The sequence below is a fragment of the Streptomyces sp. bgisy159 genome, from assembly GCF_057707805.1.
The window spans coordinates 1-11726 of the sequence record NZ_JBYIQX010000019.1 but is presented as its reverse complement, the minus strand read 5'-3'; the positions used below and the strand labels follow the sequence as shown (position 1 = coordinate 11726).

General features: G+C 73.3%; 13 protein-coding genes and 1 pseudogene. 7 read left to right on the top strand and 7 right to left on the bottom strand.

All coding sequences use genetic code 11. From position 1 onward, the window contains the following. Positions 1-196 precede the first annotated feature (196 nt). From AC3ET3_RS19490 to AC3ET3_RS19480, 3 genes and pseudogenes are all read right to left on the bottom strand, one after another. Entirely contained in the window at positions 197-670 is a 474-nt protein-coding gene (locus AC3ET3_RS19490; protein ID WP_432135388.1) for a peroxiredoxin, read from the bottom strand. Then, a complete protein-coding gene (locus AC3ET3_RS19485) occupies positions 667-1047 on the bottom strand; it encodes a DoxX family protein (protein WP_432135389.1) in 381 nt (126 codons plus the stop codon). Before AC3ET3_RS19485 ends, AC3ET3_RS19490 begins: the two co-directional genes overlap by 4 nt. Positions 1048-1126: 79 nt before the next feature. Further along, positions 1127-1388: pseudogene (locus AC3ET3_RS19480) on the bottom strand (helix-turn-helix transcriptional regulator); the annotation flags it as partial. A 94-nt stretch (positions 1389-1482) separates the two neighbouring features. Here AC3ET3_RS19480 and ligD point away from each other — a divergent pair. The 3 genes from ligD to hemC all read left to right on the top strand — a co-directional run bounded on the left by ligD (position 1483) and on the right by hemC (position 4523). Then, entirely contained in the window at positions 1483-2463 is a 981-nt protein-coding gene (gene ligD, locus AC3ET3_RS19475) for a non-homologous end-joining DNA ligase (protein WP_435612552.1), read from the top strand. A gap of 151 nt (positions 2464-2614) precedes the next feature. Next, positions 2615-3391 carry an NPP1 family protein gene (locus tag AC3ET3_RS19470; RefSeq protein ID WP_432135391.1) on the top strand — a complete coding sequence of 259 codons (777 nt, stop codon included), beginning with the start codon at positions 2615-2617 and terminating at the stop codon, positions 3389-3391. A 196-nt stretch (positions 3392-3587) separates the two neighbouring features. Next, positions 3588-4523, top strand: a complete 936-nt coding sequence (gene hemC / locus AC3ET3_RS19465; protein ID WP_432135392.1) for a hydroxymethylbilane synthase — start codon at positions 3588-3590, stop codon at positions 4521-4523. Positions 4524-4535: 12 nt separating this feature from the next. Here the strand turns inward: hemC and AC3ET3_RS19460 are convergent, their stop codons facing one another. Then, a complete protein-coding gene (locus AC3ET3_RS19460) occupies positions 4536-5072 on the bottom strand; it encodes a hypothetical protein (RefSeq protein ID WP_432135393.1) in 537 nt (178 codons plus the stop codon). 372 nt (positions 5073-5444) lie between these two features. Between AC3ET3_RS19460 and AC3ET3_RS19455 the strand changes: the two genes are divergently transcribed. Then, positions 5445-6236, top strand: a complete 792-nt coding sequence (locus tag AC3ET3_RS19455; protein ID WP_432135394.1) for a SigB/SigF/SigG family RNA polymerase sigma factor — start codon at positions 5445-5447, stop codon at positions 6234-6236. Between the two features lie 72 nt (positions 6237-6308). Here the strand turns inward: AC3ET3_RS19455 and AC3ET3_RS19450 are convergent, their stop codons facing one another. Beyond that, complete coding sequence (locus tag AC3ET3_RS19450) at positions 6309-6638, bottom strand: ANTAR domain-containing protein (RefSeq protein ID WP_432135395.1); 330 nt, start codon at positions 6636-6638, stop codon at positions 6309-6311. Between the two features lie 115 nt (positions 6639-6753). On the opposite strand from AC3ET3_RS19450, the gene AC3ET3_RS19445 reads away from it, so the two are divergent. After that, positions 6754-7551: a VOC family protein gene (locus AC3ET3_RS19445; RefSeq protein WP_432135396.1), complete on the top strand. Its 798-nt coding sequence runs from the start codon at positions 6754-6756 to the stop codon at positions 7549-7551. Between the two features lie 70 nt (positions 7552-7621). Here AC3ET3_RS19445 and glgX read toward each other — a convergent pair whose 3' ends face one another. Both glgX and AC3ET3_RS19435 read right to left on the bottom strand, forming a co-directional pair. Further along, positions 7622-9796, bottom strand: a complete 2175-nt coding sequence (gene glgX / locus AC3ET3_RS19440; RefSeq protein ID WP_432135397.1) for a glycogen debranching protein GlgX — start codon at positions 9794-9796, stop codon at positions 7622-7624. 26 nt (positions 9797-9822) lie between these two features. After that, entirely contained in the window at positions 9823-10314 is a 492-nt protein-coding gene (locus AC3ET3_RS19435) for a pep a2 (protein ID WP_432135398.1), read from the bottom strand. A gap of 258 nt (positions 10315-10572) precedes the next feature. On the opposite strand from AC3ET3_RS19435, the gene AC3ET3_RS19430 reads away from it, so the two are divergent. Both AC3ET3_RS19430 and AC3ET3_RS19425 read left to right on the top strand, forming a co-directional pair. Beyond that, positions 10573-10863: a DUF5133 domain-containing protein gene (locus tag AC3ET3_RS19430; protein ID WP_432135409.1), complete on the top strand. Its 291-nt coding sequence runs from the start codon at positions 10573-10575 to the stop codon at positions 10861-10863. Between the two features lie 68 nt (positions 10864-10931). After that, positions 10932-11726, top strand: a 795-nt coding sequence (locus AC3ET3_RS19425; protein WP_435612551.1) for a maltotransferase domain-containing protein, incomplete at its 3' end; no start/stop codon positions are given.

Below are 11726 nucleotides of genomic sequence, written 5' to 3'. Positions count from 1 at the left end.
CCAGAGGGTCTTGCCGACGACGGTCCGCCGGCCGCCCCAGCCCTGGGTGAGCTGGGCGTCAAGCGGTCGGCGGGACCGCCGGGACGGGTGGGTCCCGCCGCCCGGCGGTCAGCGGTCAGCGGTCAGCGGTCAGCGGTCGACAGTCAGCGGCGCGGGTGGCCCGTCGGCCCGGCGGTTGCGGACGCGGGCGGGCGGGTCAACCGGTTGCGCGGCGGGCGCGCAGCGCGGCGAGGGCCCGGTCGGCGTGGGTGTTCATGCGCAGCTCACTGCGGACCACCTCCAGGACGGTGCGGTCCTCGGCTATGACGAAGGTGGCCCGCTTGGTCGGCGCCAGCGCGAAGCCCCGTGACACCCCGAACCGGTCCCGCACCGCGCCGTCCACGTCGGACAGCAGCGGCATGCCGAGGGTGTGCCGTCCGGCGAACTCCTGCTGCCGGTCGACGGAATCACCGCTGATGCCGACGGGCCGCGCGCCGGCCTCGGCGAACTCCGCGGCGAGGTCGCGGAAGTGGCAGGCCTGAGCGGTGCAGCCGGGGGTGAGGGCGGCCGGGTAGAAGAACAGGACGACGGGGCCGTCGGCGAGCAGTGTGGTCAGGGTGCGCGGAGTGCCGGTCTCGTCGGGCAGCGTGAAGTCGTCGACGCGGTCACCGGCCTTCGGGACGCGGCTCATGCCCGGCCCTCCGCCCGCTCGGCCACCCCGCGGGCCCACAGGACGAGCGGCACCTGCAGGGGCAGCCTGCCGAGGGCCGCCGCCCGCTGCGGGGCGGGGCGCTCGCGCCAGTCCAGCGCCATCTTGACGTTGGCCGGGAACACGCCGACGAAGAACGCCGCCGTGGCCAGCGCGGCGGCGCGCCGGGTGCGCGGCAGCGCCACCCCGGCCGCCAGCACCAGTTCGGCGGCGCCGCTGGCGTAGGTCCAGGCACGGGGCGAGCCGGGCAGGGCACGCGGCACGATCGCGTCGAAGTTCCTCGGCACGGCGAAGTGGGCGGCGCCCGCCGCGGCCAGCAGGCCGGCGAGCAACAGGGGTGAGCGTTCGGACCGGGGCACGGTTCCTCCTCCGATGGACGGGCGCGCGATATTACTCGACGGTAGGGGCGTGGTGGCAGGCGCCCCTCGGCGGACGCCGTCACGGGTGGCGCTGCCCGTGCCGCCGGTGCTGCCCCGGCGTGCGGCCGGACGGCCGGCGGAACATGCCGGTGAACGCGCCGGCCGACGACCAGCCGCAGCGGTGCGCGACGACGGTGACGGGGGCGCCGTCGGCGAGCAGGCGCAGGGCGTGGTGGAGGCGGGACCGGGTGCGCCACTGGGGGGAGGTCATGCCGGACTCGGCGCGGAAGAGAACCGCTGAGAGTGCGTTCGCCGGCGCCGGTCGCGGCGCCGAGGTCGACGACGGTGAGCGCGGTGGCGGCGGAGGCTGCCCCGTTCAGGGGAAACCAGCCGCCCGGGGGCGTGCGCACGGGCGGAGCCGTCGACAAGTGACCCGTGGAGCTGCCCCTGATCGCACCGATGCTCGCCACCCCGGGCGGGTTGCCGTCCGCCTCGCAGGACGCGCGGTGGGCGTACGAGACCAAGCAGGACGGCCAACGGGCCGTGGTGTATCTGCCCGGGGACGGCGGCCTGGTGCTGCGGGCCCGTTCGGGGGAGGACATCACCGGGGCCTATCCGGAGCTGCGGCCGCTGGGCACGGCGCTCGGCGGGACGCCCGCGGTGCTGGACGGGGAGATCCTGGCGCTCGACGCGCGGGGGCGGGCCGACTTCCAGGCGCTGCAGTCGCGGATGGGACTGGCGCACGCGCCGGCGCGCGCGGAGCGGCTGGCGGCCCGGGCGCCGGTGCACCTGGTGCTGTTCGACGTGATGCACCTGGCGGGGCGCGCGCTGCTGCGGCTTCCGTACGTCCGGCGTCGCGCCGAGCTGGAGGGCCTGGAACTGACGGGGCCCACGTGGTCCACGCCGTCGGCGCTCGTCGGACACGGCCCGCAGGCGCTGGCGGCCACCCGGGAGCACGGCCTGGAGGGGCTGGTGTGCAAGCGGCTGGACTCGCCCTACGAGCCCGGTGTGCGTTCCCGGAACTGGATCAAGATCCGCAACATGCTGGGCGTGGACGTGGTGATCGGCGGATGGTCGCCCGGCAGGGGCCGGCTGACGGGAACCTTCGGCGCCCTCCTGGTGGGGCAGCGCGCCGGGACGGCCCTGCGGTACGTCGGCGGTGTGGGCACCGGCTGGAGCGAGGCCGAGAGGGCCGATCTGGCGGCGCGGCTGCGGGACATCGCGACGCCCCGCTGCCCCTTCGACCCGGTGCCGCAGGTCACGGGCGCGCACTGGGTGGAGCCCCGGCTGGTGGGCGAGGTCCGGCACAGCACCCGGACCCGTTCGGGGCTGCTGCGTCAGCCGTCCTGGCTGCGGCTGCGGCCGGATCTCACGCCCGAGGAGTCGGCGGCGGACGTCCCCGACGGCACCGGCTGACCCGGGCCGGCTCCCGCCCACCCGTCTGTCGAGCCGGGCTTCACCGCGAGTACACCCCCTCCTCTTGGCATGGACGCGATAAGCCGGGAAGCTGAACTCCGTTTTGCATCCCAGCCGTTGGGCTGCACTCGGATTCTTCGAGGAGGACGCAGTGGCGTCACCGTCGTTCAAGGCACACCGCAGGAGATGGCTCACCGGACTCGCCGGTGCCGCGGCGCTCGTGCTCGCCGTCCCCACCGTGGCCCACGCCGCGCCGCCCCCGGCGCTGCCGCAGAACGCGACCCAGGAGGAGCTGACGTACCGTCCGGCGTTCGACTACGACACCGACGGCTGCTACTCCTCCGCCGCGATCGGCCCCGACGGCACGGTCAACGGCGGCCTGAAGCCGACCGGCGCGCTCAACGGCAACTGCCGCGACGCCGGTGACCTGGAGAACACCAACAGCTACTCGCGCGCCAAGTGCGACCACGACTGGTGCGCCTACCTCTACGGCCTGTACTTCGAGAAGGACCAGGCGCTGCCGGGCATCAGCCTCGGCGGGCACCGGCACGACTGGGAGCACGTGGTGGTGTGGGTGCAGGGCGGCCAGGTCCGGTACGTGGCGACGTCCAACCACGGGTCGTTCACCGTGCACGCCGCCTCCACCGTCCGCTTCGAGGGCACGCACGCGAAGGTCGTCTACCACAAGGACGGCATCGGCACCCACTGCTTCCGGCTCGCGAACGGCAACGACGAGCCGCCGGAGAACCACCGGGGCACCTGGCAGTACCCGCCGCTGGTGGGCTGGGACGGCTACCCGGCGGGCCTGCGCGACAAGTTGAGCTCCCACGACTTCGGCAGCGCACACTTCGGCCTCAAGGACGCCTCGTTCGCCGGCCACCTGGCGGAGGCCAAACCGTCGGGCATCGCCTTCGATCCCTACGCCTGAGCACCGTCCGAGGGAGCCGGCCCCCTGGTCCACCGGGGGGCCGGCCGCCCATGACGGCCGGAACAGTGGCGTCCCCCGGCCTGGAACGAGGGCGCGATCCGCTTCTACGACCGGCTCGGGGCGCGCGCCGTGCACAAGGTGCGGTACTTCCCGGACGTGGACCGGTGAGCCCGCGCGAGGGTCTATCGTGTCCCGCATGCCCTCTCACCGCCTGATCCGGATCGTCTCCCGGGACTCGCCCATGGCGCTGGCCCAAGTGGAACGGGTGCGCGCCGAGTTGGCCGCGGCGCAGCCCGGCGTGCGCACCGAGGTGGTGCCGGTGCGGACCACCGGCGACAAGTGGCTGGGCGACCTGTCGAAGGTGGAGGGCAAGGGCGCGTTCACCAAGGAGGTCGACGCCGCGCTGCTGGCCGGTGAGGCGGACCTCGCGGTGCACTGCGTGAAGGACGTCCCGGCGGACCGTCCGCTGCCGGCGGGCACCGTGTTCGCCGCGTTCCTCAAGCGCGACGACATCCGTGACGCCCTGGTGCACCCTCGGGGACTGACCCTGGACGAGCTGCCGGCCGGGACGCGGATCGGGACCTCCTCGGTGCGCCGCGCCGCCCAGCTGGCCGCCAGCCATCCGCAGCTGCGGTGCGTGCCGTTCCGGGGCAACGCCAACCGGCGGCTGGAGAAGCTGGCCGCCGGGGAGGCGGACGCGCTGCTGCTCGCCGTGTCCGGCCTGGAACGCATCGGCCGGACGGACGTGATCAGCGAGGTGCTGTCGCCGGAGACGATGATGCCGCCGATCGGCGCCGGCATCCTCGCCCTGCAGTGCCGCGAGGGCGACACCGCCCTGATAGAGGCGGTCAGCGCCCTCGGCGACCCCGCGACCCACCGGGAGGCGACGGCCGAGCGCATGTTCCTGCACGTCCTGCAAGGGCACTGCAACAGCCCGATCGCCGGCTACGCCCACGCGGAGCGGTCCGGCGACCTGTCGCTGCGCGCGTGTGTGTTCACCCCCGACGGCAAGACCCGGCTCAACGCCCACGAGTGGGCGGGCCCCCTGGACCCGGCCACGCTGGGCACCTCGGTCGCGGTGACCCTGCTGCGGCAGGGCGCCCGGGAGCTGATCGACGGCATCCCGCACTGATCCCCGTCCGGGTCAGGCGGTGCCCTCCTCCGCCTGGCGGCGCAGGAAGCAGCTCACCTGGTGCGCGAGCCCGTCGGCGAGCCCGTCGTGTGCCGCGCCACCGGCCGGGGCGGCGACGGACTCCCCCTGGGCGCCGATACGGCCGGTCCACATCCGGCGCTCGCTCCACTCGTCGTCGACGCGCAGCTGGATCTGGACGTCGATCTGGCCGAGGGCCGCCTCGGGGCCGGCCGCGTACAGCACGGCGGTGGCCCGGCGCAGCGGGTAGACGTCGAAGCCCTCGATGAACTGGGTGCTGCGCCAGTCGACGAACGCGCTCTCCCCGTCGGGGCCCGTGCGCACATCGATCTGACCGTCCTCCAGATGGACGGTGCGGGGCCGGTCGCCGCGGTTCTCCACGGTGACGCGCAGCCGGAAGTAGGTCAGTCCGTCGGCGGCGTCGTCGCGTCCGCGCGGCGGCTCGCCCCGCTCCAGTCGGTGGACGCGCAGACGCAGACCGGCATGCTCCTCGTACTCCTGCCAGTCCCCGACCACGTTCGGCTCGTACACAATCCGCCCTCTCGCCTGCTCCCGGGCTGCTTCCTATCCGTGTGCTCAGCACACTGTCAAATGAGCGGAATGCGCTGTGGCCAGGGCAATCGCCCCTTTTGATCGATGATCAAGCGCTGCCCAGCGGTAATCCGCCAGGCGCTCCCCGAAGCCGCCCGGGCGGGCGTGCCGCACATCACGTCGACCGGCAAGATCATCGGTTCGCCCGTACGTGTTTCGAACCACCCGGTCGGGGGAACGAGACCAGATGTGCTTCGGACCGGAGGCACCTCCGCGGGTTCCCGCGCGGCGGCTCCGGCAGTTCTGCGTGGTCCGAGCGCGCTTTCCCACGGTGCCCGTCCCCACGGCACACCCCTGAGGGAGGCGCGCACGATGCGTCCCACCGTCAGAACGCGACCGCATCCGCACGACGACGCCCCGGACACCACCGCCGGCTTCACCCGGCTGGCCTCCACGCCCGAGGGCACGGAACGCCAGGCACTGAAGGACGAACTGGTCCAGGCATGGCTGCCGATGGCCGAGCGCATCGCCGTCCGGTTCCGGGGCCGCGGCGAAACGCTGGAGGACCTCTACCAGGTTGCGGCACTCGGCCTGGTCAAGGCCGTCGACCACTACGACCCCACGCGTGGCCGCGCCTTCGAGGCGTACGCGGTACCGACGATCACCGGCGAGATCAAGCGGCACTTCCGCGACCACATGTGGACCCTGCACGTGCCGCGCCGCGTCCAGGACCTGCGCAACCGGGTGCGGCACGCGGTGAAGGAGCTGGCGCAGGTCACCGAGGGCCGGGAGCCGACGGTCGCGGAGATCGCGGACCACGCGCAGCTCACCGAGGAGGAGGTCCGCACCGGCGTGGAGGCCCTCGAGTGCTTCTCCGCGCTGTCGCTGGAGGCCGAGCTGCCCGGCACCGAGGGCTACGCCCTCCAGGACGCGCTCGGCGACCGCGACCCCGGCTTCGACACGGTGGTGGACCGGGTCGCCGCCGCGCCCTGTCTGCGCGCGCTGCCCGAGCGTGAGCGGACCATCCTCTACCTGCGCTTCTTCCTGGGGATGACGCAGAGCCGGATCGCCCAGCACCTCGGCATCTCGCAGATGCACGTCTCACGGCTGCTCAACGGCTGCTTCGACCGCCTGCGCGAGGAGATCCTCGCCGGGTCGCGCTGAAGACGGGGCACGCTGAGCGGCGAAGGCGCTGAGCAACCGGCCGGGACGGGCCGGCGGTCCGTCCCGGCCGGTTCACTCCGTCGGCGGCGCCCCCGGGATCTGGGTGGGGCCGAGCCGGTCCAGGCAGTCCTCCAGTGCCGCGTGGATCTCCAGCGGCATCCGTCCGGTGCGGCCCCAGAGGAGGATCAGCTCGGCGACGTTGCGCAGCTTGATGTTGGTGTGCTGGGACACCTCCCTGAGCACCGTCCACGCCTGGTCGGGCGAGACCCGGCCGAGGGCCACGACCATGCCGATGGCCTGGTCGACGACAGCGTGCGAGGCGACCGCCTCCTTGAGCTGGTCGACCTCTTCGCGCAGTTGCGCGGCAGTTTCGTCGGGTGTGCCCCGCGGTACTCGTGCCACGACTCCATCGTGCCACCGGCCCTCTCGGCAGGCGCCCCGAGCGGTTCCCGTCGGACACTGGGAGCACGACCACCCCACCCCCGGCCGGCAGCCGACCAGATCAGGACGCGAGCCCATGAACCAGCCGTCTTCCCCTCCCGGCACGACCCGGGTCACCACGCACTCCGTGTTCGGAGCGCCCTGCTGGGTGAGTCTGACCAGCCGTGACCTGGAGGCCACGCAGGACTTCTACGGTGCGGTGTTCGGCTGGCGGTGGCGCAAGGGGCGGCTCGGCGACCGCTTCCGGATCGCGCTCGCCGACGAGATGCCGGTGGCGGGGATCGCCGCGGTCGCCACGATGTGGCAGATGGCCGTCGCCTGGACGCCGTACTTCGCCGTGCCCAGCGCGGACGTGGCCGCCTCCCGGGTGCGCGAGCGCGGCGGCACGGCGGCGGTGGGGCCGATCTCGCTGCCGCCCGGGCGGGCCGCGCTGCTCGCCGACCGGGACGGCGCGACGTTCGGGGTGTGGGAGGGCGAGCTGATCGGCAACTGGGATCTGTGGCGCTCCTCGGCACCGGCCTTCATCCGGCTGCACACCCGCGACGCGTTCGCGGCCGCCATCTTCTACGGGGAGATCCTCGACTGGGCCACCGACCTGCCCGGCTGCTGCGAGGTGCACTACGAGGGCGACGAGGTGGTGCTGCGCAGCGGCGGCGACGTGGTGGCGCGGATCGTCTCCGGGGCTCTGGAGGCGGCGCCCGACCCGACGATCCGGCCGCACTGGCAGGTCCACTTCGCCGCGCCCGACGTGGAGGTCTGCGCGCGGACGGCGGAGAAGCACGGCGGCAGCGTGCTGCAGGTGACCGAGGACGAGGCGGTGCTGCGCGACCCGGACGGCGCCCAGTTCACGGTGACGTCCCGCTCGCGCCGCTGACCCGTCCCCGAACCGACGACCGCGGACCAGCCCCTTGGTGGGCCGGTCCGCGGTCGCGTGGGAGCGCCGGTCAGTCCCGGGCGCGCGTGGAACGCGGGGCCCGGGCGCGCGAGGAACGCGGGGTGCGCGAAGGACGGCCGCGGGAGGGCCGCGACAGCACCATCAGGCTGCGGGGGATCAACCGCACCAGGGCACCCGCCTTGTACTCGGTCTCGTCCGGGCCGCCGTCCGGCTCGGCGGTGTCGACGCACACGGTCCACCGCTCCCCGTAGGCCGCCGGGGGCAGCCGGAACCGCGCCGGCTCCCAGTGGCCGTTGAACAGCAGCAGGAAGGAGTCGTCGACGACGGGCCGGCCGCACTGGTCCGGTTCGGCGATGGCGTCGCCGTTGAGGAAGGCCGACAGGCAGTGCGCGTCCGGCTCCTGCCAGTCGGCGTCGGTCATCTCCCGCCCGTCCGGCAGCAGCCACACCAGGTCGGGCAGCGGCTGGTCGGCGTGGGTGACCGTCTCGCCGAGGAAGAAGCGGCGCCGGCGCAGCACCGGGTGGGCGGCGCGCAGGGCGAGCAGCCGACGGGTGAAGTCCACCAGGTGGCGCTGGTCGTCGCCGAGCCGCCAGTCGATCCACGACAACTCGTTGTCCTGGCAGTAGGCGTTGTTGTTGCCGCGCTGGGTGCGTCCGAGTTCGTCGCCGTGCAGCAGCATCGGGATGCCCTGGGACAGCAGCAGCGTCGCCAGCAGGTTGCGCTGCTGGCGGGCGCGCAGCGCGAGCACCGCCCGGTCGCCGGTCTCGCCCTCCACGCCGCAGTTCCAGGACCGGTTGTGGCTCTCGCCGTCCCCGTTGCCCTCGCCGTTGGCCTGGTTGTGCTTGTCGTTGTACGAGACGAGGTCGCGCAGGGTGAACCCGTCATGCGCGGTGACGAAGTTGACGCTGGCGCGCGGCCGGCGCCGGCTGCGGGCGTACAGGTCGGAGGAGCCGGTCAGCCGGGAGGCGAACTCGCCCAGCGAGCCGGGCTGGGCGCGCCAGAAGTCCCGCACGGCGTCCCGGTAGCGGCCGTTCCACTCCGACCACAGCGGCGGGAAGTTGCCCACCTGGTAGCCGCCCTCACCGACGTCCCACGGCTCGGCGATCAGTTTGACGCGGCTGATCACCGGGTCCTGCTGGATCAGGTCGAAGAACGCCGACAGCCGGTCCACCTCGTGGAACTGCCGGGCCAGGGTGGCCGCCAGGTCGAAGCGGAAGCCGTCGACGTGCATCTCGGTCACCCAGTACCGCAGTGAGTCCATGATCAGCTGCAGGACGTAGGGGTGGCGCATCAGCAGGCTGTTGCCGGTGCCGGTGGTGTCGTAGTAGTGCGCCCAGTCGCCGTCGACGAGGCGGTAGTACGAGGAGTTGTCGATGCCCCGGAAGGAGAGCGTGGGCCCTTGCTCGTTGCCCTCGGCTGTGTGGTTGTAGACGACGTCGAGGATGACCTCCAGGCCGGCCGCGTGCAGCGCCTTCACCATGGCCTTGAACTCGCTGACCTGCTGACCCCGGGTGCCGCCCGCCGCGTAGGCGTTGTGGGGCGCGAAGTAGCCGATGGTGTTGTAGCCCCAGTAGTTGGACAGGCCCCGGTCGGTGAGGACGCCGTCCTGGACGAACTGGTGGACCGGCATCAGCTCCACCGCGGTCACCCCGAGGTCGACGAGGTGCCCGACGACCGCCGGGTGGGCGAGTCCCGCGTAGGTGCCCCGGAGTTCGGGGGGTACGTCGGGGTGGGTGCGGGTCAGGCCGCGTACGTGCGCCTCGTAGATGACCGTGTCGGCGTACGGCTGCCGGGGCGGGCGGTCGCCGCCCCAGTCGAAGGCCGGGTCGGTGACCACGCCGAGCAGGGTGTGCCCGGCGCTGTCGGCCGGATCGGGGCGGTCGCCCGCCCGCTCGAAGAGGGAGGCGTGGTTGTCGACCTGTCCGTCGACGGCGCGGGCGTAGGGGTCGAGGAGCAGCTTCGCGGGATTGCAGCGGTGTCCGGCGGCCGGGGCCCAGGGCCCGTGCACCCGGTAGCCGTAGCGCTGGCCGGGGCCGACCCCGGGGACGTAACCGTGCCAGACGAACCCGTCGACCTCGGTGAGCGGCAGCTGCCGGGCCCGTCCGGCGTCGTCGACGAGGACCAGCTCGACGCGCTCGGCGACCTCGCTGAACACGGCGAAATTGGTGCCCTGGCCGTCGAATTCGGCACCCAACGGGTAGGGATGCCCGCTCCACACGGGCACCCCTGCCTTCCTGTTCCGCCCCCCGGTCACCGGGCGCCCCCGGCGGCGCCGGCGAGTACGGCGACGGGTACCGCGCGCGGCACCTGGAGCCCCTCACGCAGGCTGGGCGCGGGCGCGACCGGCACCAGCGGGGCGCGCTCGTCGGCGCGGGCGCGCTGCGAGAACCAGATGACGTTGCCGCCCCCGTTGGTGGCGCAGCACCCCCAGCCGTCGCTCATCGCGGCGATGCGGCCCAGGCAGGCGCGCAGGTCCGGGTCGGGACGCAGGTCCCGGTCGTGGCCCCCCACGGCCGTGATGAGGTGCTGGCCGTTCCACCACATCTCGATGGAGGTGTTCTTGTCCGTCGCGTGCTCGTCGATGGCGCGCAGCAGCATCTCGGCGCCGCGGCAGACGGGGTCGACGAGTGTGTCGAGGTCCCAGTACCGCAGGTGAGCGGCCAGGATGCGCCTGACCTGTCCGACCCGCTCGGGGCTGACCTCCACGTCGAGGTGGTAGTAGCAGGGCACTGCGGTCTTCATCTCGTTGGCTCCTCACCGCGAGGCTCGCGCTGCCGGAACACCCGGGTGGGCCGGGCTGAGGGATGCGGAGCGTGAGCACGGTTCGCTTCTGAGTCACCTCCACGGTGCAGGGGTTAGTCCATTCGTGCAACACGAGGGGCCGATGAGAGTGATGGGGCTCCCGATGCGGTAGTTGAACCTCCAACAGGACGTTGGGTCGTGGTCCGTGCACCATGAGTAGCCATGGAAGCTCGCGAGCCCCGGCAGGCGGACGGCGTCATGCTGCTGCCCTCGAAGGCCGAAGTGACCCGGCAGTTGCGGCGGTACCGGACCTGGGAGCAGATGATGCTCGCCTCCCCCGCCGACCGTGCCGTGCGCGCGGCCTTCGAGGACTCGGGCTACACCTTGTGCGTGCTGATGGGGAAGCGGTGCGCGCGGGAGGCCGCGGACGCCGCCGAGCACTATCTCGGCGCCGGCCGCGGGGCGACGGCACGCACCGGCACGCCGGGGCGCACCCGGCCCGGTCCGCCGTCGATACGGCGGTCACCGGAGACCCGGGCGGGGAGGTAGCCCCCGTCCGGCGCAGGACCCAGGCCCGATCGGCGGGCCCGGCGCGACTACGGCGGAGGTGAGACCTGATGAGTGCGACCCCGGCCATCGGCCGTATCCCGGTCCGGGACGTCCGTCCCGCAGTGGAGTGCGGCAGGCGTCCGGCGAAGGCGGTCGTCGGTGAGACGTTCCAGGTCACCGCGACGGTGTTCCGTGAGGGACACGACGTCGTCGCCGCCAACGTCGTACTGACCGCCCCCGACGGCCGGCACGGCCCGTGGACCCCGATGCGCGAACTGGCGCCCGGCACCGACCGGTGGGGCGCCGAGGTCACCCCGGACTCCGAGGGACGCTGGACCTACCGGGTGGAGGCGTGGAGCGATCCGATCGCCACCTGGCGCCATCACGCCCGCATCAAGATCCCGGCCGGGATCGACACCGGGGTGGTCCTGGAGGAGGGTGCCGACCTCTACGAGCGGGCCGCCGCCGGAGTGCCGGAAGGCCCCGACCGCACGACGCTGCTGACGGCCGCCGCGACGCTCCGCGACGACCTGCTGCCGGTGTCCGTGCGGCTGGCCGGAGGACTCGTCCCGGAGACGGACCAGGTGCTGGCCCGCCACCCGCTGCGGGAGCTGATCAGCGCGTCGGATCCGCTGCCGCTGCTGGTGGAGCGGGAGCGGGCGCTGTTCGGTTCCTGGTACGAGTTCTTCCCGCGTTCGGAGGGTACGCCCGAGCGCCCGCACGGCACGTTCCGCACGGCCGCCCGGCGGCTGGAGCCGATCGCCGCCATGGGCTTCGACGTGGTGTATCTGCCGCCCGTCCACCCGATCGGCACCACCTTCCGCAAGGGCCGCAACAACACCCTCAGCGCCACCCCTGCCGAT